This is a genomic window from Pseudomonas inefficax (genome assembly GCF_900277125.1).
GTDB classification, from domain to species: Bacteria; Pseudomonadota; Gammaproteobacteria; order Pseudomonadales; family Pseudomonadaceae; genus Aquipseudomonas; species Aquipseudomonas inefficax.
In genome coordinates this window covers 1-21,328 of the sequence record NZ_OPYN01000043.1, presented here as the reverse complement: position 1 = coordinate 21,328, position 21,328 = coordinate 1, and the positions used below count along the sequence as shown (strand labels likewise).

Below are 21,328 nucleotides of genomic sequence, written 5' to 3'. Positions count from 1 at the left end.
GCAACATCGCCGATTCGTTCATCAGGAAGCAACTATGCATGTAGAAGGTTTTTTCGAGTGGCTGGGGCAGGCGCTGGGGTCGTTGATCCGCTTCATCGTCGACGCATTGAGCGGGCTGTTCAACCTGCTGGCCAATGCCGGTGGCAATTTCATCGATGGCCTGGCGCGCACCTTGGGCATGGACACCTCGCTGCTCAGCATCCTCGCCCTGATCGTCGGGCTGGCGCTGCTGTATTCGGCCATCCGTGCGTTCATGCGCGCCTCGATCATCCTCGGGATCATCTGGCTGCTGCTGGGGTTGTGGGTGATGAGCTGGGTGATTCACTGACATTGAACTGCCCGGCGCAGACCTGTGGGAGCGGCCTTGTGTCGCGAAAGGGCTGCGCAGCAGCCCCAGGATCTCAGCTGCGCCGCTTGAAATGCCTGGGCCGCTTTGCGGCCCTTTCGCGACACAAGGCCGCTCCCACATAGTGCGCGCAACGCAGGTGCTTAGCGGGCTTTTACAGTCATCTCCCCTTGCCCATCCCCCACCGCCTGCAGGTTCGGCCGGTACATCGATTCGACCTGCGGCGGCGGCACGCGGTAGGTGCCCGGGGTCACCGCACGAGCCAGGTACAGCAGGTGGGTGGTGCCGTAGCTGTCCAGCTTGAGCGCCGCGACGTAACGGTCATCGCGATATTCCTGGTGCACAACGCTGGCGTTCTGCATCGACTCGCGCCATTCCTTCACCGCACTGCTGGCGTTGTCCAGGCTGGCAGCACTCTGCGCCAGGTTCTGGTTTTCCAGCTCCAGGCCTGCCGGTAGCAAGTCCACCACCAGCGCATCCGGCACCCTGTCTTCAGCCTTGAGCGCCAGATGCACCAACACCAGGTCGCCGCTGCGCAGGTTGTGCAGGTCCAACGGCTGGCCATTCATGCCCAGGTACTCACGACGGATCTGCATGCCGTTGCCTCCGGCAGCAGGCGCCTGGCGTGGGTAACCCGACAAGGTCAATTGCTGGTACAGCGTCTCGCTGCCTTGGTTCTGCACACTCAGCGGCGAAGCCAGCAACGGGCCTTCGAGCTTCATGCCGGACTCGGCATTGTTGAACTCGCGAACTTCGCCCGCGCTGTCCAGGCGCGCCTGCCACTGGCCTTCCGGCTTGCCCAGCAGACCACGGCCAGCCAGGAACAGCGCATTGCGCTCCTGGGTCGACAGCCAGCGGTTGGCCGCCAGCTCATCCGACAGGGCGAACAAGCGCTGGTCGACCTGGCGGCTGGCCAGGTTGCTTTCCTGCAGCAGCGCCAGGATCAGTGCCTGGTCGCGCAGAGCGCTACCATAGTCGGCCATCCAGCCTTTACCGCGGCTGATACCCAGGCCCGCCTGCAGGGCCTGCTCGGCACGCGGCTTGTCGCCCATCTTGTCCAGCGCCACCGCCAGTTGCACCAGCGGCAGGCCAGAGCGGGCGTCGGCGCGGCGTTCGAACAGGCCACGCAAAGCGCCCAACGGCGCCTGCTGGCTGCGCGACAGCACCAACGCCGCATAAGCCTGCACGGCGAACCGGGTGTGTTCGGCGTTCTCGCTGTAGTCGACTTCGATCAGGTTGCGCTCCTGCAGGTAGCGCAGCAGGCGCTCGCTGGCCTTCTTCAGCGCTTCGGCCGGCACACCATAGCCTTGGTCACGGGCGCGCAGCAGGAAGTCGGTGACATAGGCGGTCAGCCAGTATTCTTCTTCGCTGTCCGAGCTCCACAGGCCGAAGCTGCCGTTGTAGCGCTGCATACCCAGCAGGTGCTCGATACCCATCTCGATCTTGCGCTTGCGCACATCGGCAGGCTCGCCCTTGATGCCCAGGCGCTTCAGGCTGTCGGCATCGGCATACAGCGACGGGTAGAGGCCGCTGGTGGTCTGCTCCAGGCAACCGTAAGGGTAGGCTTCGAGGGCACGGATCTGCTCGGCCAGGTTCAGCGGCGGCCGGCTCGACAAGGCCAGGCTGGCTTCAAGCCCGGCGGGTTCGAAAGCGGCCAGGTCTGCTTCAGGCAGGGTCCATGGCTGGTCTTTCAAGGCCACGCGGTAGTGCTTGAGCATCGCCGGGTAGGCCGGGCGCACGCCCAGCGTCCACTCGCGCTCGAACGCGCCGGTCGGCTCGTTGGGCAGCTGCAGGCCAGTGACCCGCACATGCACCTTGCCTTGCCCAAGGCCTCCCTGGGCCTGTACCGGAATCATCAGCGTCGAGCGCTGGCCTTCAGCCAGGGCAACGTTCTGCACGGCGTTGGCCGCCAGGCTCAGCTGCCCTTCAGTACGAATTTCAACGTTCAACTGCTGAGCACGCCCTGACAGGTTGGCCAGGTCCAGCGCCAGGCTGGTGCGGTCGCCACCGGCCAGGAAACGCGGCGCCGAGAGCTCGGCGATCAGCGGCGCGGCGACCACGGTCTTGCCTTCGGCCATGCCGAACTGTTCCTCGGTCCAAGCCTGGGCCATCAGCCGCAGTTCGCCATTGAAGTCGGGGATATCGACCGTGGCCTGGCCCTCGCCCTTGTCGTCCAGGGTCACCGGCAGGCTCTGCTGGGCGACGATGGTCACCGTGGTGTTGGGGCGCTTGCCACCCTTGGCCATCGCCGCGTCACCGCCAAATGCCAGGCTGGCCAGGCGGCCCTGGCCGGCTTCGATCAACTGGCCGTAGATATCCAGCTGATCAGCACCGTAGGCCTTGCGCCCGAACAGGCTGGCGAACGGGTCGGGTGTCTTGAAGTCGGTGATGTTGAGGATGCCCACATCCACCGCAGACAACAGCACATGCACCTGTTTGGGCACGCTGCCATCGGCATTTGCAGCCTTGACCTTCACGGTCAGCGGCTGTTTCGGGCGTATTTTCTCCGGTGCCTGCAGGCTCACCGCCAACTTGCGTTCGGCGCGGTTCAGCGGCAGGTGCAGCACGCCTACCGCGCGTTTCGGCGTGGCGTTGGCCTTGCGCTCACCCGGGCGGATCACCAGCGCGCTGATGTACAGGTCGTGGCGTGCCCACTGCTTGTCCAGCTCCACATCGAACGTCTTGCCCTCGGCGGGCACGTCGATCTCCTGCCACCACAGCGGGCCATCGCTGGACTCGATCATCAGGTAGCCACTGCCGGCTGCGGGTGGGGTCACAGTAACCTTGGCGGTAGCGCCGTCAGCGTATGCCGGTTTGTCCAGCGCCAGCTTGACCTGGTCCGGCCGCACCGCACCGCCTTCGGCGTTGTCCTGGGCGCGATAGCCGGCCCAGAAGCGCGCGCTGGACACCAGGCCGGTCTGCGGGTCTTCCACCTCGACACGGTACGGGCCCCATTCCACCTGGAAGCTCAGCTTGGCGGTGGAGCCGGCCTTGACGCTTACGGTCTCTTCGCTCTGGGTGAGGAATTTCTCGTTATAGGCGTAGCTCCAGCCATCGCTTTGCGAGTAGTTCCAGTAGTAGTCGCGGCGCTCGCGTATCAGCCGCACCTTGAGGTCGTTGGCCGCCAGCTTCTTGCCGTTGCGGTCGGCCACCAGGAACTCGAACTCCACCGGCCCGTCACTGTCGGTTTCTTCGCCGTCGAACAGGCCGCGCAGGCCCGGCAGGCGCTCGGCCGGCCAGATGGGTTGTTCCAGGCGCCGGGTGATCGGCCGGCCTCCCGACTCCTGCAGGCTGGCTTGCACGGTCAGTTGCAGCGGCGAGCGGGCTTCGGCCCAGCGGCTTTCGATGTCGACTACGGCCTTGCCGGCCTGGTCGAGGGTGACTTCGTCCAGCTCCAGGTCCTGGTTCAGCTCGGTTTCGGTGACCGAGCCGAACTGGTAGCCAGGCAGCGCCGGTACCGCCTCGCGCAGCGGGCGAACATAGGCCTGGCCGCTAAGGCGGTTGCCGGCAGCCGGGGCGCCGTAGAGGTAACGGCCATTGACCTGGATGCGCGCATCCTGATCCGGAGACAACGGTTTGCTGCTGCCCTTGAGTTCCAGCGCCAGGCGCTCGGGCAGGAAATCTTCGACGAGGAATTCATACACCTGCTTGCGCCCGCCACCCAGGTCGAGCAGCAGTTGCCAGCGGCCGGTCGGGGCCTCGCTGGCCAGCTGCAGCTGGTATTGGTACAGGCCATTGCCGTCGGCTTCCCAGACGAACTTGCGGCTGACCTGCTCGTCCGGGCGACGCACTTCCACGCTCACCGGCTGAGCCTTGACCGGCTTACCGTCCTGGTCGCGCAGCAGGCCGTTGAGCAACACCGTTTCACCGGGGCGATACAAGTCACGCGGGCCGAAGATGAAGAACTGCAGCGGGTTGGCCTGCGGGCCGGTGATGTCGAACTCGGCTAGGTCCAGCGCCGCGCTGCTCAGGCGCAGCAGAGTGGTGTGCACACCCTGGGTGGCGATCAGGGTGTCGGCCTTTGGCGTGATCGGCAGCTGGGCGTGGCCATCGCTATCGGTGCTGGCCTGGGCCAGCAGCTTGCCCTTGTCGTCATGGATTTCCAGGTTGACGCCGTTCATTGCCTTGCCACCTTCCAGGGCCTGGACGAACACGTCGAGGCGGTCGCGGTAGCGATGCGCGGACACACCGATGTCACTGAGGGTGAACAGCGTCGCTGGCTGCGAGTAGTCGTAGGTGCCCGAGGCACGCATCACCGCCAGGTACACGCCTGGCTCCTGCAACGGCTTGATGCCGGCGATCGGCAGCAGCACGGTCTCGCGGGTGTTGCGGGCAGGGTTGAGGTCGAAGCGGCCGCTGTAGACCAGCTCGGCCATGTCCAGGGTTTCCTTGGACTGGTAGTAGTACAGGCTGCTGTTACGCCCCCAGTTGGCCAGGAAGGTCGAGAGCATGTCCGGCTTCACGCGGAAGAACTCGACATCGACCTTGTCGACGTTGAGCGCGATTACAGGCAGGCCTTCGGCCAGGCGCGTGGGCAGCAGCGAACCGCGGCTGGCGAAGCCGATGGTCGGCTGCATGTCGCGGGTTTCCAGGCGGGTTATCGACTCGCTGTCCAGCTGCTTGCCGTTGACGGCCAGCAGGCCCTTGTCGACGGTCAACACCAGTTTGCGCTGCGGCTCCAGGTGGCGCAGGCGCAGCTCCATCTGGTTGTCGGAAAGCTCCCAGGCGCCGTCGAGCTTGCCTTTGACGGTATCGACCAGATGCACTTTGCTGGCGAGATCCTGCTTGGCATCCAGCGGCGCGGAGAAGCTGATCGACAGCGTTGCAGCGCCATCGAGCTGCACTTCGGAGACATCCAGCACCGTCAGCTCGCGGCCCTCGTAGCGTTTGGCGAGTACAGCCGGGTCTTCGCGCTGGGGAGCCGGGGCGGCGGCGGGCGCTGTGGCCGCCGGTTTTTCGGATGGCGCCGGCTTGTCCGGCGTCGAAGAGTCACAGGCACTGAGCAAAGCCAGCGCGCAGGCCAGCAACAATCCTTTGTTGAACATGGAGTAGAACTCTTAGGCAGCGTGTACGTGAGGGCAGCAACTATAGCGCAACTATGGTCGCGCGAATTAGCTGCATGGCCGGTACACTGCTGGCAATTTAGAAAAGCGGGGGCGCTTTGCGCCCCTTTCGCGACGCAAGGCCGCTCCCACAGGTACTGCACAGGCTTCCGGTTTACACGATCCCTGTGGGAGCGGCCTTGTGTCGCGAAAGGGCTGCGCAGCAGCCCCAGAATTCCCCAGGACACCCGATGACCTCATTGACCACCGACTGGCGCCACCGCCCCACCCACCACAAGGTCTGGGCCCTGGCCGCTCCGATGATCCTGTCCAACATCTCCGTGCCGCTGGTAGCCCTGGTCGACAGCACGGTCATCGGCCACCTCCCGCATGCCCACCAGTTGGGTGCCGTGGCCGTGGGCGCCACGCTGTTTACCTTCATGGTCGGCCTGATGGGCTTCCTGCGCATGGGTTCCACCGGTTTCGCCGCCCAGGCCGCCGGCCGTGGCGACGGTGCAGCGTTGCGTCAGGTGCTGGTACAAGGGCTACTGCTGGCGGTCGGCTTCGCCCTGCTGATCGGCCTGCTGGCGCTGCCCTTCAGCCAGCTGGCGTTGCACGCGATGCAACCCAGCGCGGCTCTGCAGCAAGCCACCGAAGACTTCTTCCATACCCGCCTGCTCGGCCTGCCGGCAGCATTGGCCAGCTACGCCCTGGTCGGCTGGTTCCTCGGCACCCAGAACGCCAGGGCTCCGCTGGCCATCCTGCTGACCACCAACCTGCTGAACATCGCCTTGAACCTGTGGTTCGTGCTTGGCCTGAACTGGGGCGTGCTGGGTTCGGCGCGGGCGTCGGTGATTGCCGAATGGAGCGCTGCCCTGCTCGGCCTGGCCCTGACACGCCCGGCCTTGCGTGCCTACCCAGGGCAAATCGTATGGGCGGCGCTCAAGCGCTGGCAGGCCTGGCGGCCGCTGCTGGCGGTGAACCGCGACATCTTCCTGCGCAGCCTGGCATTGCAACTGGTGTTCCTGCTGATCACCGTGCAAGGCGCTCGCCTGGGCGAAGCCACGGTGGCGGCCAATGCCCTGATACTCAACGGCCTGCTGCTGACTGCGTATGCGCTTGACGGGTTGGCGCATGCGTTGGAGGCGCTTTGCGGCCATGCCATCGGCGCCCGCGACCGTGACACCCTGCGCCGCTCGCTGGTGGTGGCCTGTGGCTGGTCGCTGATCACCAGCGTGGGGTTTGCCGGGTTGTTCCTGCTGGGAGGGCACCTGTTCATCGATTTGCAGACCGACATCGAGAGCGTGCGGGCAGCGGCTTATCCGTACCTGCCGTACCTGGCATTGCTGCCGTTGATTGCGGTATGGAGCTACTTGCTGGATGGGCTGTTCATTGGCGCGACCCGGGCGCGGGAGATGCGCAATGCAATGCTGGTGTCGGTGGTGATTGCGCTGCCGTTGGGAGTGCTCATGGGTGGGTTGGGCAACCATGGGTTGTGGTTGGCGTTTCTCGGGTTCATGGCGTTGCGGGCGGTGACGTTGGGGTGGGTGGGGTGGCGGCTGCAGGAAAAAGGTGAGTGGATTCAGTAATGCCGGGGCCGCTTTGCGGCCCATCGCGACGCAAGGCCGCTCCTACATGGATTGCGGTACGGCACGGTATCGCGATCTCCTGTAGGAGCGGCCTTGTGTCGCGAAATGAGGGCGAAGCCCTCACCTGCGGATTTACAGCCACACACAATCCCAATGTGGATACTCGCCAGCCCGCCGCACCAGGCCAGCCCGAATCGGGTTGGCGATGATATAGCGAGCAGCGGCCTTCACATCCTCCTCCTTGCGCAGCGCCCGGTCATAAAAGCCGGGCTGCCAGATGTGTTGTCGCTCGGCACCTTTACGGTAGAGCGCGCAACTGCTTCGCGACTTGAAGGCACACATGAGTTTACCCAGGCTGGTCGGGCCGAGCTCGATCAGCCAATGCAAATGGTCCGGCATCAAGACCCAGGCTAGCGAACGGCAACTCCCCTCTCGATCACTCAGCCGCAATTGATGAATGGCCGAACGCGCAAACCAGAGGTTCTCGAACAACGGGAGGCGATGGCGTGTGATGGTGGTTAGCAGGTAGAGCCGGCCTGGCTCTGAAAAGCGCCCTTGGCGCAAGCGATGGTTGCCGTGAGGATCCATGTCGACTTCCTTTGAACATTGCATTCACAGGATAGGCGTAGCGATGAAGGACATCGCCGGTGGATCATTACCGAGTATGACGCGGTGAGGGCTGCGCCCTCAGATCGCGACACAAGGCCGCTCCTACAACAGATCGCGCCCCATGTGGTTTCGCGATTTCCCGTGATATCGCAATTCCATGTGGTTTCGCGGTCCCCTGTAGGAGCGGCCTTGTGTCGCGATGGGCCGCAAAGCGGCCCCCGAGCTTCATGACGACAGATACGACGACCGGGTCAGACCAAGGCGCAGGGCATCCAGGTACTGGGTCCGCTCACGCGCGGTGATCCTGGCGCTGGCCACCTTGTCACGGTAGTGCGTCATCAATTCCTCCGGCGACAGGTGCACGTAGCGCAGCATGTCCTCGATGGTGTCGTGGGTCTCGATACCGGCGTGGTACACGCTACCGTCGGCATTCTGGTAGATGTTCACCGAGTCGGTGTCGCCAAACAGGTTGTGCATGTCACCAAGGATTTCCTGGTACGCACCGACCAGGAATACACCCAGCAGGTAGTCCTCGCCCTCCTTCACCGCATGCACCGGCATGCTGGTCTCGATGCTCTGCTCGTCGACGTACTGGTTGATCTTGCCGTCGGAGTCGCAGGTCAGGTCCTGCAGCACGGCACGACGCATCGGCTCTTCGTCCAGGCGGTGCAGCGGGATGATCGGCAGTACCTGGCCGATGGCCCAGGTGTCCGGCAGGCTCTGGAACACAGAGAAGTTGCAGATGTACTTGTCGGCCAGCTTGTCGTTCAGCTCGTCCAGCACCTGGCGGTGCGAGCGCTGGCGGGCTTTCAGCGAGTTGTGCAGGCGGCGGCACACGGCAAAGTAGCACTGCTCGGCCAGGGCCTTCTCGGCCAGGCTGATCTTGCCATCGGCATACTGCGCAGCCACGTCACCCATGTAGTGGGTGGCGCGCCAGTAGGTCTCGGTCACCATCTCGATGTCGGTCGGGCCGAGCAGGTCGACCAGCCACTGCACGGTCTCGGGCAGGGCTTCCTTGTTCTCGATGGTCGGCACGTCGTCGTTGTGCTTCTCGACGTCGGTCACCTGGATGACCAGCATGGCGTGGTGCGCGGTCAGCGAACGGCCGCTCTCCGAGAAGATGTGCGGGTGCGGCAGGCCCTGCGCGTCGCAGAACTCCTTGAGCATGCCCACCACCACGCCAGCGTAGTCGTCCATGTCGTAGTTGATCGAGCTGGCATTGCGCGAGTGGGTACCGTCGTAGTCCACGCCCAAACCGCCGCCCACATCGATATGGTCGACCGGCAGGCCCAGCGCACGCAGCTCACCGTAGTAACGGATGGCTTCCTTGAAGCCGTGCTGGTAGTCGGCCAGGTTGGCGATCTGCGAGCCCATGTGGAAGTGCAGCAGGCGGATACCCTGGTCCAGGCCGGCATCGCGGAAGCGCTGTACCACCGAAATAAGCTGGGCGGCGGACAAGCCGAATTTGGACTTCTCGCCGCCGGTGTCGGCCCACTTGCTCGAAGCCAGCGACGACAGGCGCACGCGCAGGCCGACCTGCGGCTTGACCTTGAGCTCGGCGGCCTCCTCGATCACCAGAGCCACTTCCGACTCTTTCTCGATGACGATGAACACGTTGTGGCCAAGCTTCTGGCCCATCAGCGCCAGGCGGATGAACTCGCGGTCCTTGTAGCCGTTGCAGACGATGGTGCCGCCCTTCGGTGCCAGCGCCAGCACCGCCAGCAGCTCAGGCTTGGAGCCGGCTTCCAGGCCGATGGAGACGTTCTGCGTGGCGATGATGTTCTCCACCACCGCTTCCTGCTGGTTGACCTTGATCGGGTACAGCGCGGTGTACTTGCTCTGGTATTCCAGGCGCGCGATGTTGGCATCGAAAGCGCCGGTCAGCTGGCGCACGCGGTCCTGCAGAATGTCGGGGAAGCGCACCAGCAATGGCAGCGACAAGCCGCTCTGGCGCAATTCGTCGACCTGTTCGAACAGGTCGATCGGTGCACTTTTCGGGCCGTTGGGGCGCACTTCGACGCGCCCGGCTTCATTGATGGCGAAATAACCAGCGCCCCAATGGCGGATACCATAAACACTGCGGCTGTCGGCCACGGTCCATTGGCTACCATCGTCTTTGCGTGTGCGTCGTACGGACATTCAAGTCCCCTATAGATAAGTCGAAGACACTGCCCCGCAAGGTGGCGGGCGCAGTGTAAAAGCCAAAAATGACGATTCGTCCGTGCCCTGGGGTAGACCCTGGTCATGGCAACGAGTTTAGAAAGCACTGGGCAAAAAATCGCGTGGCCGCATCAGCCGCCGGACTTTTTCGCCTTGAAGCCCTGCTTGGTCAGCTCACCGATCAGCAGCTCGACATGGTCGCCCTGGATTTCGATGACCCCATCCTTCAGGGCGCCACCGGTACCGCAACGGCGCTTGAGGGTAGTGGCCAGCTCCTTGAGCTGGTCGAGCGGCAGCGGCACGCCGGTGACGGTGGTCACGGTCTTGCCGCCGCGGCCCTTGCTTTCGCGGCGCACACGGGCAATGCCATCGCCTTCGGGGATGACCTGCTGCTTGCAGGTACAGGCATCCACCGGCTGGCCACAGTCGGGGCAGTGCCGACCGGCGTCGGTGGAGTAAACGAGACCGCCAAGGGCGGCGAAGGAAGAAGCTTTCTTGGCCACTTTTGTTCCTCTGTGCTGAGGACAAAAACTGGTCGGCCCCAGGGGGTTGAGCCCGACCGCGAAGCCCCACTCTGGCAGGGGCGGCGCTACCACCGCAAGACCTGCGGCAGCCCGAAAAGGGCGCGCAGTGTAACGATAAATCCGGCTGTTGCTAAGTACCGGAATGCGGCATTTTGCGAATGTTTTGCGACTATCAGGGTACCGGGGCTGCTTCGCAGCCCTTTCGCGACACAAGGCCGCTCCCACATTGATCGGTGTACGCAGGACCTTGTGGGAGCGGCCTTGTGTCGCGAAAGGACCGCAACGCGGTCCCAGCTTTAAGTCAGGCTGGCTTTATAGCGCTGCAACGCCGCCAACGAGTCCGGGCAATACGGCTTCGTCAGGCTTTCTTGCTCCGCCTGCTCCAGGCCAATGAAGCGCGCCTCGCTCACCTCTTCCGGCTGCAAGCGCAACGGCGCATCCGACACCGCCGAATACACCGCACACCACAAGTGGTTATCCGGCTGGTCAAAATAGAACCGCTCATGAAAACGCAGCTCTACACCGTCGATCCCCAGCTCCTCGGCCAGCTCCCGCGCCGCCGAATCGGCATACGCCTCCCCTGCCGTCACCATGCCGCCTGCCGCCACATCCCAGTACCCCGGGTACAGCGCCTTGCTCAAGGTGCGCCGGTGCACGCACAGTTCACCGGCACTGTTGAACAGCAGAATGAACGTGCAACGCCCGATCAGGCCGCGCTCGCGCAGTTCGGCGCGGGGCAGGGCCCCCAGCACCTGGTCGGCTTCGTCCACCCAGGTGACCAGTTCTCGGTCGGAAGCCGCCCGGTGGGCGGCCTCGTTCGGGCTGATAGCCATCATCAACCTTGCGACAGCAGCTGACGCAGGTCGATGACCGCCGCGTTGGCCCGGGAAATGTAGTTGGCCATGACCAGCGAGTGGTTGGCCCACATGCCGAAGCCGCTGCCATTGAGCACCATCGGGCTCCACAGTGCTTCCTGCGAGGCTTCCAGCTCACGGATGATCTGGCGCACGCTGACCGTGGCGTTCTTCTTCGCCAGCACGTCGGCAAAGTCCACCTCGATGGCGCGCAGCAGGTGCGACAGCGCCCAAGCCTGGCCACGGGCTTCGTAGAACACGTTGTCGATCTGCAGCCATGGGGTTTCCACCAGCTCCTCGTCCACCTGCGGCGCCTGGCCGGCGACCACCGACTCGGTCTTCAGCGTGGTGTTGAGCTTGACCCGGCCAACGCTGGCCGACAGGCGCTGTGACAGCGAGCCCAGGCGGGTAGCCACATCACCCAGCCAGTTGTTCAGGTTATCGGCACGGGTGTAGAAGATCGCGCCCTTGTCGCCGGCAGCCAGACGGGTCTGGTAGCGGGTGAGCGACTTGATGCCCTCTTCGAACTCCGACTCGCTCGACGGCAGGATCCAGCTCTTGTTGTCGAAGTTGAAACGCGGCTCGGCCTTGGCCAGGTCGGCGTCTTCGGTGGACTGCGACTGCGAACGTGCGAAGTCCTTGCGCAGGGCGCGGGACAGGTCGCGCACCTGGACCAATACGCCGTATTCCCAGCTCGGCATGTTGTCCATCCACAGCCCTGGCGGGAAGCGGTCGTTGGAAATGTAGCCACCCGGCTTGTTCAGCAAGGTGCCGGCCACGGTCTTGAGGGTTTCGATAGTGGTGTAGCCCACCACCATCTGCTGGCCAGTGCGCTCGGCTGCAGCCTGGGCGCTCTGCTGCACCGGGAACAGCTCCGGCTCCTGGCTCCAGTACCAGCCAAGGCCGATACACACCAGCAGGTACAACCCGATCAGGGTCCCCAGGGCACGGCTCCAGAGGCCGCCAAGGTAGCTACGGGCAGCGGCGCCACGGCCGTCGACACGCTCGCGGGGCTCGGCTTTGGCCTCACGGTTTTTCCAGTCCAGCATGGCTTTGTCCTTAATCAGTCACGACGGTTCAGGGGCTTGGACCACAGGCCTGCGCCAGGGTGCCACGGCAAGCCCGCGTGGCAGCACTATAAAGCAGACACCGCCTTACGCATAAGCGACCAATCGGTCAGCAACTGAATATTCGTTCTGGCCGCTTTGTTGATGCAGGGCAGTCACGCACCTGAAAAGAACTGCTAGCATAGAGCCATCATTGCCGCTGCACACCCCAACCTACAAGTAGCCAGGACATGAGCCAAGCAGCCGAGCCGAGCCCGCTGTGCCCCGCCCAACAGCTGACGCGTAGCGGCCTGCGCAAGGACGACCCGCTCGATCAGGTGCTGCTGCCGCCCCTGCGCAGGCCGGTGTACATCCTGCTGCAGGACCACGAGCGAGCCCAGCGCCTGGCCCAGCAACTGGAATTCTTTGGCCTGGTGGTGCAGACGCTTGCCAGCGCCGCAGCTTTTCTGGCCTCGATCAGCGAATATCCGCCCTCGGCCATCATCATGGATGTCGACTTCAATGGTGCCGGCCAAGGCCTGCTGCTGGCTGCCCAGGTGCAGCAGGGGCTGGCCCGACATATACCGCTGCTGTTCTTCAGCCACCACGAAACCGACACCCCGACCCGCCTGGCAGCCGTGCGCGCCGGTGGCCAGGACTTCCTCACCGGCACCCTGGAAGCCTCCAGCCTGCTGGAAAAGGTCGAACTGCTGACCAATGCCACCCAGCACGACCCGTTGCGCGTGCTGATCATCGACGACTCGCGCACCCAAGCCCTGTACACCGAGCGCGTGCTGGCCAGCGCAGGCATGATCACCCGCAGCCTGACCGACCCGATCCGCACCATGGCCGAGCTGGCCGACTTCCAGCCCGACCTGATCATCCTCGACCTCTACATGCCAGCCTGCACCGGTCCTGAGCTGGCCAAGGTGATCCGTCACAGCGACCGTTATGTGAGCGTGCCGATCATCTACCTGTCTGCCGAGGACGACCTGGACAAGCAGCTGGATGCCATGAGCGAAGGCGGTGATGACTTCCTGACCAAACCGTTTCGCTCACGCCACCTGATCACCACTGTGCGCAACCGCGCCGCCCGTGCCCGGCACCTGAAGGCGCGCATGGTGCGCGACAGCCTGACCGGGTTGTACAACCACACCCACATTCTGCAACTGCTGGAAGACTGCAGCTTCCGCGCCCGTCGCGAGCAGCAGCCGTTGAGCTTTGCCATGCTCGACATCGACCATTTCAAGAAGATCAACGATCGCCACGGCCACCCCATGGGCGACCGGGTGATCAAGAGCCTGGCGCTGTTTCTCAAGCAGCGCTTGCGCAAGACCGATTTCATTGGCCGTTACGGTGGTGAAGAGTTCGCCATTGTCATGCCCAATACCGCGCTGGACGCGGCGCACAAGGTGCTGGACGAAATCCGCAAGCGCTTTGCCGAGATACTCTACCCGGCGCAGCCGCGGGACTTGCAGTGCACCTTCAGTGCAGGGGTGGTGCAGCTGGATGAGGGGCTGGATGCGCTGACCATGGCCAGTGCGGCGGACGAGGCGCTATACCGGGCCAAGCATGCCGGGCGTAATTGCGTGGTGCGTGTAGAGCCCTGAGTTCTTCATCGCCTGTACCGGCCTCTTCGCAGCACAAGGCTGCTCCTACAGAGCGTGCGATACCTGTAGGAGCAGCCTTGCGCTGCGAAGAGGCCAGTGCAGGCGGTCACCAATAGAGGCACTGTGCCACTTTTTTTATGGCGCCCTCCCCCTGTCGTCATCACCCCGTCACAAAATCGCAATAACTTCAGCCACCGACCTCTCCCCTCCCCGCAGGAAGCTCGCGGCTATGCGCCTGAAGTGGCTGACCAATTTCAACACCCTGTTGCTGGTAACCGTGTGTATCGCCCTGGGCGCCACCTTGTGGTGGTCGCAGCGGGCCCTGGAGCGCCCTTACCAACTGATGGAGCGCTACCTGGGCCTGTCCCAGCAGTTCCAGAACCAGGCGGCCCGCAACATCCAGGCTTACCTGGCCAGCGGCGATGCCCTGCGCCACGCTGCGGCGATGGAGGCTAACCAGCAGCTGCAGGCCGCGCTGGCCGAATGGCCCGGCGAACTGGCCGACAAACTGCGCCCCAGCCTGGACAACCTGCAAGCCTTTACCGCCGAAGAGCTGCTGGCCGCGGGCAAGCTGGCCGGCGACCCGCAAGCGCTGCTGCTGCAGGCCGAGCGGGAACTGGGGGCCAACTTCGAACAACTGGCCGGCTACGCCCGCGACAGCGGCAGCGCCGACGCCAACCGCTACCTGGTGCCACTGCTCGAAGCCACCGTGCACCTCGGTCGCCTGTCACTGGCCCGGGACAAGCTGGTCAGCAGCGGCCGCCCGGAGCTGGCCGACGAAGTGGAGCGCGAGCTGCAACTGATCCGCGCCCAGGCCCAGGCGATCGATGCCTTGCCCTTGCTGGGCGTAACCCGCACCGCTGAATCCGGTGCCGACGACTTCGCCGCGATGATGGGCCTGGAAACCCAGGCCAGCGCCCAGCAGGAAGACATTGCCGTTGGCCTCAAGCGCGAGCTGCAGAGCCTGATCAGCCGCTACCCGTCCGAACTGCAGCGCACCCGCGAACAGATCGAGCGCCGCGTCGCCCTGGCCGCCAGCACCGGCCAGCGCCTGGAGGCCGTGCAGCAGGCCATTGCGGCGCTGGAGCCCGAGGTACGTGCCCAGCATGCGAAAATTGCCGCCGAAGTACGCCTCATCCAGGGCCTGATGATCGGCCTGATCCTGCTTATCGCCCTGCTTATCGACACCTTGCAACGTCGCCTGGCGCGTACCCTGACAGGCCTGGCCCCAGCCTTGTCGGGATGGGCCGAGGGTGACTTCGCCGAAGCCATTGCCCTGGGCAGGACCAACCGCGAACTGCGCGACATCCAGGAATCGCTCAACCGCCTGCGCCAGTACCTTGTGGAGCTGGTCGGCACCATCCGCCACAACGCCGAGCAGGTGGCTGGCAGCAGCCATGCCTTGGCCGGCATGAGCGCCGCCCTGCATGACGGCGCCGAACGCCAGGCCGGCGACACCGGGCAGATCCGCGATGCCCTGGGCGAACTGGAAGCGACCATCCAGCAAGTGGCCGGCGACGCCAGCGCCGCGGCCGATGCCAGCCGCGATGCAGGGCGTGCAGTGGAGCAGGGCCAGGCGGTGATCGGCCAGAGCCTGTCGGGTTTGCGCGAGCTGGTCGACGAGGTGCAGGGCAACGCCCGCATGATCGAACAACTGGCGGAGGAGTCTGCAACCATCGGCGGCGTGCTGACAGTGATCCGCTCGATCGCCGAGCAGACCAACCTGCTGGCGCTGAATGCCGCAATCGAAGCGGCCCGCGCCGGTGAAATGGGCCGTGGCTTTGCCGTGGTGGCCGATGAGGTGCGTTCGTTGGCACAGCGCACCACCGGTGCTACCGGCGAAATTCAGGCCCTGATCGACCGCTTGCAGCAGGCAGCCAGAAGTTCGGTGGCCGGGATGCGGGCGCAGCTTGAGCATGCCGAGGCCACGGCCAACCAGGCCCAGGCGGCGGATGGGGCGCTCGACGAGATTGTCTGCGCCATTCGCACCATTTCGGACACTGCGGTGCGGATTGCCGATGTCACGGCGCAGCAGAGTGGCGCCGTGAGCGAGATCCGCGACCACAGCGAGCGGATTCATGAGTTGGGTGAGGACAACCTGCAGCGCATTGGCGAGGGGCGCGAGCAAGGGGAGCAGCTGCTGAGCCTGGGGGGTGAGCTGAACCGGGCTGTGCGGGCCTTCAGGGTTTGAGAAGGCATATGCTGTACCTTTGTGGGAGCGGCCTTGTGTCGCGAAAGGGCCGCAACGCGGCCCCGGCAATATCAGCTGTGATGCACCGATCCTGGGGGCGCTTCGCACCCCTTTCGCGACACAAGGCCGCTCCCACAGGTACAGCATATGCCTTGAGGTCGGAGCGGGTTCACCCGCGAAGAGGCCGGCACAGGCAGCACCTGAGCCAGCGGCCATGTGTCGCCCCCGATACCAGCATGGCCCCAACCCGCACCAACTCCGCTATCATGCCCAGCACGTTCCACCTCGCGAGTCCGCCATGCGCCGCCTGTTTTTCCTGCTGTTCCTGCTGCTGGCCAGCCCTGTCTTCGCCACGGGCCTGCTCGACAACCGCCCCAGCGCCACCCTCGGCGCAGCCTCGCTGGCCAACAACGCCGACTTCCTGCCGGTACACGAGGCCTTCAAGCTCAGCCTGGTCCAGGCCGATGCGCAAACCATCAAGCTGCGCTTCGTCGCTACCGACGGCTACTACCTCTACCGGCACCGCTTCCAGTTCCGCACCGAACCGGCCGACATTGCCCTGGGCACACCAAACATCCCCAAGGGCGAAGCCAAGCACGATGAGTTCTTCGGCGATGTCGAGGTGTACCACGGCGTGCTCGATATCGAGCTGCCGCGCAACGACCCGCGTGCCTTCACCCTGCTGGTGGGCTACCAGGGCTGCGCCGACAAAGGCCTGTGCTACCCACCGGAAACCGCACGCCTGAGCATTGATGGCGAAGGCGGCGCAAGCACCCCGGCCAGCGCTGAACACGCCTGGACCTGGAAGTCGCTGCTGCTGTTCTTCCTCGCCGGGGTGGGCCTGACGTTCACCCCCTGCGTGCTGCCGATGCTGCCGATCCTCTCCGGCGTGGTGCTGCGTGGCCAGGCCGGCGGCCTGCGCGGGCTGGCACTGTCAGTGGCCTACGTGCTGCCGATGGCAGCCAGCTTCGCGGTACTCGGCGCCCTGATGGGGTTGTTCGGCGCCGGCCTGAACCTGCAGGCACGCCTGCAGTCGGCCTGGGTGCTGGTGCCCTTCGCGCTGTTCTTCGTGGTGTTCGCCCTGGCCATGTTCGGCCTGTTCGAACTGAAACTGCCGCAAGCCCTGAACAACCGACTGAACAATGTCGCCAGCCACACCCGAGGCGGCTCGCTGCTGGGCGCGGCAATACTGGGCGTACTCTCCAGCCTGCTGGTTTCGCCCTGTGTGTCGGCGCCGCTGGCCGGTGCGCTGCTGTACATCAGCGCCAGCGGCGATGCCCTGGGCGGCGCACTCAAGCTGTTCGCCCTGGGCCTGGGCATGGGCGCACCATTGCTGCTGGTGGCCACCGGTGGCGCAGCCTGGCTGCCGAAAAGCGGCCCTTGGCTGAACACGGTGAAGAACGCCATTGGCGTCCTGCTGCTGGGCTTGGCCATCGGCTTGCTCAGCCGTGTGCTGCCAGGCCCGCTGACCTTGCTGCTGGTCGGTTTCCTCGCAGCTGGCGTGGCGCTGTTCCTCGGCGCCCTCGAGTTCGTGGTCAAGACCGCGCGCCAGCGCCTGGCCCAACTGCTCGGTCTGGCCCTGCTGGTGTACGCCCTGGCCTGCTGGTACGGCGCCCTCAGCGGCCAGGGCGACCCGCTGCGCCCGCTGCCGCCGGTAACCCTGCTGGCCACCGACAACGGGCCGGCGGTGCAGGCGGATAGCTGGCAGACCATCACTACCCCCGCCGCACTGGAAGCTGCGTTGGCCCAGGCCAAAGCAGCCGGCCAGCCGGTGCTGCTGGACTGGTACGCCGACTGGTGCATCAGCTGCAAGGTGATCGAACGTGAGGTGCTAACCGCCCCGCAGGTGCAAGCGCAACTGGTCGGCTTCAAGCTGATGCGTTTCGACATCACCGAAAGCAATGCCGAACAACGCAGCCTGCTCGACCGCTACCAGCTGTTCGGCCCCCCCGCCTTGTTGTTCTTTGCCGCGAACGGTAGCGAAATAACCGCTGATCGGGTCATTGGCGAGATAAATACCGGTGAATTTGCGCAAACGTTGACACGCGTGCGTGGCAAAGTCGGTCTATAACTTCCCGCGAGCTGTGAAAAATCCTCAAATCAGTGACCGAATTTAAATATTTGGTCACATACTTCGCGCGAACCTCGGACATCGTGCTGGCTATTGCCGGGAACTGGACACTTGCCGTCGCTTTACGGCACACTCGCCGCGCTGTGTCGAATTGCCCTACAAATCCAAGGAATCCGCAGATGGCAACGCTACTGGTGCTTCACGGCCCCAACCTCAACCTGCTCGGTACCCGCGAGCCTGGCCACTACGGCGCCGTGACCCTGGCCCAGATCAACCAGGACCTGGAGCAACGTGCCCGCGCCGCAGGCCACCATCTGCAGTACCTGCAGAGCAATGCCGAATACGAACTGATCGACCGAATTCACGCCGCACGCAACGAGGGTGTGGACTTCATCCTGATCAATCCGGCTGCTTTCACCCACACAAGCGTCGCATTACGTGACGCATTGCTTGCGGTGAGCATCCCATTCATCGAAGTGCATCTGTCCAACGTGCACAAACGCGAACCGTTCCGCCACCACTCCTACTTTTCCGATGTTGCCGTAGGGGTGATCTGCGGCCTGGGCGCCAGCGGTTATCGCCTGGCCCTGGAGTCCGCGCTGGAACAACTGGCTGCCAACGCACAGCCCAAATGATGAAAACCCTGGCCTCAGTGGGCCAGGGTTCGAGAGAAACGTTTCAGATACGTTTTTTTGTATTTCGCCCCCTGACCGAACCTTTGGGAGTTGATGATTAATGGATATCCGTAAAGTCAAGAAACTGATCGAGCTGCTGGAAGAGTCTGGCATCGACGAGCTGGAGATCAAGGAAGGCGAAGAGTCGGTCCGTATCAGCCGTCACAGCAAGACCCCGGCTGCCCAGCAGTTCTACGCACCTGCCCCGATGGCTGCCGCTCCTGCTGCTGCCCCGGTTGCCGCTGCTGCCCCTGCCGCCGAAGCCGCTGCCGCCGCCCCGGCCCTGAAAGGCACCGTGATCCGTTCGCCAATGGTAGGTACCTTCTACCGCAAGCCTTCGCCGACCTCGCCGAACTTCGCTGAAGTTGGCCAGACCGTGAAGAAAGGCGACACCCTGTGCATCGTCGAAGCCATGAAGATGATGAACCACATCGAAGCCGATATTGGCGGTGTCATCGACGCCATCCTGGTAGAAGACGGCCAGCCGGTTGAGTTCGACCAGCCGCTGTTCACCGTCGTTTGAATCGCGGAGAGCCAACGATGTCTGGGAAGCTCGAAAAAGTCCTGATCGCCAACCGCGGGGAAATTGCCCTGCGGATCCTGCGTGCCTGCAAAGAGCTGGGTATCAAGACAGTCGCCGTGCACTCCACCGCCGACCGTGAACTGATGCACCTGGGCCTGGCAGACGAGTCGGTCTGCATCGGCCCTGCATCGTCCAAGGATTCCTACCTGCATATCCCGGCGATCATCGCTGCCGCCGAAGTGACCGGCGCCACCGCGATCCACCCGGGCTACGGCTTCCTGGCGGAAAACGCCGATTTCGCCGAGCAGGTGGAAAAATCCGGTTTCGCCTTCATCGGCCCGAAAGCCGACACCATTCGCCTGATGGGCGACAAGGTTTCGGCCAAGGACGCGATGATCAAGTCGGGCGTACCGACCGTGCCGGGCTCCGATGGCCCACTGCCGGAAGACGAAGAGGTCGCCCTGGCGATCGCTCGTGACGTCGGCTACCCGGTGATCATCAAGGCCGCCGGTGGCGGTGGTGGTCGCGGCATGCGCGTGGTGCACAAGGAAGAGGACCTGATTGCCTCGGCCAAGCTCACCCGTACCGAAGCCGGCGCCGCCTTCGGCAACCCGATGGTCTACCTGGAGAAGTTCCTGACCAACCCACGCCACGTGGAAGTACAGGTACTGTCCGACGGCCAGGGCAACGCCATCCACCTGGGCGACCGTGACTGCTCGCTGCAGCGCCGTCACCAGAAGGTACTGGAAGAAGCGCCAGCCCCGGGCATCGATGAGAAAGCCCGTCAGGAAGTGTTCAAGCGCTGCGTCGATGCGTGCATCGAGATCGGCTACCGTGGTGCGGGTACTTTCGAGTTCCTGTACGAGAACGGCCGCTTCTACTTCATCGAGATGAACACCCGCGTGCAGGTTGAGCACCCGGTGTCGGAGATGGTGACCGGTATCGACATCGTCAAGGAGATGCTGAGCATCGCCGCTGGCAACAAGCTGTCGTTCCGCCAGGAAGACGTGGTCATCCGTGGCCATGCGCTGGAATGCCGTATCAACGCCGAAGACCCGAAGAAGTTCATCCCGAGCCCAGGCAAGGTGAAGCACTTCCACGCTCCGGGCGGCAACGGCGTACGTGTGGATTCGCACCTGTACAGCGGTTACTCGGTTCCGCCGAACTACGACTCGCTGATCGGCAAGCTGATCACCTACGGCAAGGACCGCGACGAAGCCATGGCGCGCATGCGCAATGCCCTGGACGAGATCGTCGTCGACGGCATCAAGACCAACATCCCGCTGCACCGCGACCTGGTGCGTGATGAAGGTTTCTGCAAAGGCGGCGTCAACATTCACTACCTCGAGCACAAACTGGCTAACGAAGAGTGATCGAGTAGTGTGATGCACCGAAAACCCCGGACTTGTGCCGGGGTTTTTTATTGGCTGCCAGGCCCTGGGGCCGCCTTGCGGCCCTTTCGCGACACAAGGTGTTCTGGTCAAGTATTTCCGGACACCAGTTACGGTGATCAAGCCGCCTGCTGCTCCATAGCTATTGGCGACAAGTAGTTGTTGTAGCTATGGAGTCTGATTCGGTTGTATCGCATGAAGAAGCTGGTCATGTCCTGCTTGGCCTCTTCAATTTCCTTGTAGCCCTTGGGCGGCACCCATTCTGACTTGAGCGTCCCAAAGAAACGCTCTGTCGGTGCGTTATCCCAGCATTGTCCCCTCCGGCTCATGCTCTGCGTTATCCCATGCTCAAGCAGCTCGGACTGGAAGCGCTGGCTGGTGTATTGGCAGCCTTGATCCGAGTGAAACATCAAGCCTGCATGCTTGCCCCTGACCCCTACCGCCATCCTCAGCGCCTTGCTAACCAAGTTGGCGTCGTTGATCAGGGAAAACGCCCAGCCAACGATCCGACGCGCGAACAAATCAATCACTACTGCTAGGTGATACCAGCGCTTCCCGACCATCAAACTGGTCACATCACCGCACCAGACCTGGTTAATTGCTGTTGGCTCAAAGTTACGCGCGAGCAGATTCTTGGCCACAAACGCTTCAACGCCTTTGGAGCGATTTCGATGCGGACGGCGTTGCTTGCTGTCCAG

At 63.9% G+C, this 21,328-nt stretch carries 15 protein-coding genes; 8 read left to right on the top strand and 7 right to left on the bottom strand.

Going from position 1 to position 21,328, the window contains the following annotated elements:
- Positions 1 to 34 precede the first annotated feature (34 nt).
- On the top strand, positions 35 to 328 hold the full coding sequence (locus tag JV551A3_RS04455) for a hypothetical protein (RefSeq protein WP_112254144.1): 294 nt from the start codon (positions 35 to 37) through the stop codon (positions 326 to 328).
- Positions 329 to 489: 161 nt separating this feature from the next.
- Here the strand turns inward: JV551A3_RS04455 and JV551A3_RS04450 are convergent, their stop codons facing one another.
- Positions 490 to 5,391, bottom strand: coding sequence for an alpha-2-macroglobulin family protein (locus JV551A3_RS04450; protein WP_133970154.1), 4,902 nt, complete (start codon positions 5,389 to 5,391; stop codon positions 490 to 492).
- A 248-nt stretch (positions 5,392 to 5,639) separates the two neighbouring features.
- Here JV551A3_RS04450 and JV551A3_RS04445 point away from each other — a divergent pair, with 248 nt between their 5' ends.
- The gene (locus tag JV551A3_RS04445; RefSeq protein WP_133970153.1) at positions 5,640 to 6,977 is read left to right on the top strand and encodes an MATE family efflux transporter; all 1,338 of its coding nucleotides are present in this window, start codon (positions 5,640 to 5,642) and stop codon (positions 6,975 to 6,977) included.
- A gap of 132 nt (positions 6,978 to 7,109) precedes the next feature.
- Here JV551A3_RS04445 and JV551A3_RS04440 read toward each other — a convergent pair whose 3' ends face one another.
- The 5 genes from JV551A3_RS04440 to JV551A3_RS04420 all read right to left on the bottom strand — a co-directional run bounded on the left by JV551A3_RS04440 (position 7,110) and on the right by JV551A3_RS04420 (position 12,173).
- Positions 7,110 to 7,565: an REP-associated tyrosine transposase gene (locus JV551A3_RS04440; RefSeq protein ID WP_133970152.1), complete on the bottom strand. Its 456-nt coding sequence runs from the start codon at positions 7,563 to 7,565 to the stop codon at positions 7,110 to 7,112.
- Positions 7,566 to 7,811: 246 nt separating this feature from the next.
- Positions 7,812 to 9,725: an arginine decarboxylase gene (speA, locus tag JV551A3_RS04435; protein WP_112254139.1), complete on the bottom strand. Its 1,914-nt coding sequence runs from the start codon at positions 9,723 to 9,725 to the stop codon at positions 7,812 to 7,814.
- Positions 9,726 to 9,877: 152 nt separating this feature from the next.
- Complete coding sequence (locus tag JV551A3_RS04430; RefSeq protein WP_133970151.1) at positions 9,878 to 10,249, bottom strand: translation initiation factor Sui1; 372 nt, start codon at positions 10,247 to 10,249, stop codon at positions 9,878 to 9,880.
- 317 nt (positions 10,250 to 10,566) lie between these two features.
- Positions 10,567 to 11,103, bottom strand: coding sequence for an NUDIX hydrolase (locus tag JV551A3_RS04425; RefSeq protein WP_133970150.1), 537 nt, complete (start codon positions 11,101 to 11,103; stop codon positions 10,567 to 10,569).
- Between the two features lie 2 nt (positions 11,104 to 11,105).
- Positions 11,106 to 12,173 (bottom strand): DUF2333 family protein, encoded by a 1,068-nt coding sequence (locus tag JV551A3_RS04420; protein WP_112254136.1) that lies wholly within the window; start codon positions 12,171 to 12,173, stop codon positions 11,106 to 11,108.
- A 248-nt stretch (positions 12,174 to 12,421) separates the two neighbouring features.
- Between JV551A3_RS04420 and JV551A3_RS04415 the strand changes: the two genes are divergently transcribed.
- From JV551A3_RS04415 to accC, 6 genes are all read left to right on the top strand, one after another.
- Positions 12,422 to 13,780 carry a diguanylate cyclase gene (locus JV551A3_RS04415; protein ID WP_133978376.1) on the top strand — a complete coding sequence of 453 codons (1,359 nt, stop codon included), beginning with the start codon at positions 12,422 to 12,424 and terminating at the stop codon, positions 13,778 to 13,780.
- Positions 13,781 to 14,009: 229 nt separating this feature from the next.
- Positions 14,010 to 15,971, top strand: coding sequence for a methyl-accepting chemotaxis protein (locus JV551A3_RS04410; protein ID WP_133970148.1), 1,962 nt, complete (start codon positions 14,010 to 14,012; stop codon positions 15,969 to 15,971).
- Between the two features lie 298 nt (positions 15,972 to 16,269).
- On the top strand, positions 16,270 to 18,042 hold the full coding sequence (locus JV551A3_RS04405; protein ID WP_133978374.1) for a protein-disulfide reductase DsbD: 1,773 nt from the start codon (positions 16,270 to 16,272) through the stop codon (positions 18,040 to 18,042).
- A 179-nt stretch (positions 18,043 to 18,221) separates the two neighbouring features.
- Complete coding sequence (gene aroQ, locus JV551A3_RS04400; RefSeq protein WP_003255330.1) at positions 18,222 to 18,677, top strand: type II 3-dehydroquinate dehydratase; 456 nt, start codon at positions 18,222 to 18,224, stop codon at positions 18,675 to 18,677.
- A gap of 100 nt (positions 18,678 to 18,777) precedes the next feature.
- Positions 18,778 to 19,239: an acetyl-CoA carboxylase biotin carboxyl carrier protein gene (gene accB, locus JV551A3_RS04395; RefSeq protein WP_133970146.1), complete on the top strand. Its 462-nt coding sequence runs from the start codon at positions 18,778 to 18,780 to the stop codon at positions 19,237 to 19,239.
- Positions 19,240 to 19,256: 17 nt separating this feature from the next.
- Complete coding sequence (gene accC / locus JV551A3_RS04390; RefSeq protein WP_112254131.1) at positions 19,257 to 20,612, top strand: acetyl-CoA carboxylase biotin carboxylase subunit; 1,356 nt, start codon at positions 19,257 to 19,259, stop codon at positions 20,610 to 20,612.
- Positions 20,613 to 20,749: 137 nt separating this feature from the next.
- Here the strand turns inward: accC and JV551A3_RS04385 are convergent.
- On the bottom strand, positions 20,750 to 21,328 hold a 579-nt coding region (locus JV551A3_RS04385; protein WP_167494819.1), incomplete at its 5' end, for an IS3 family transposase.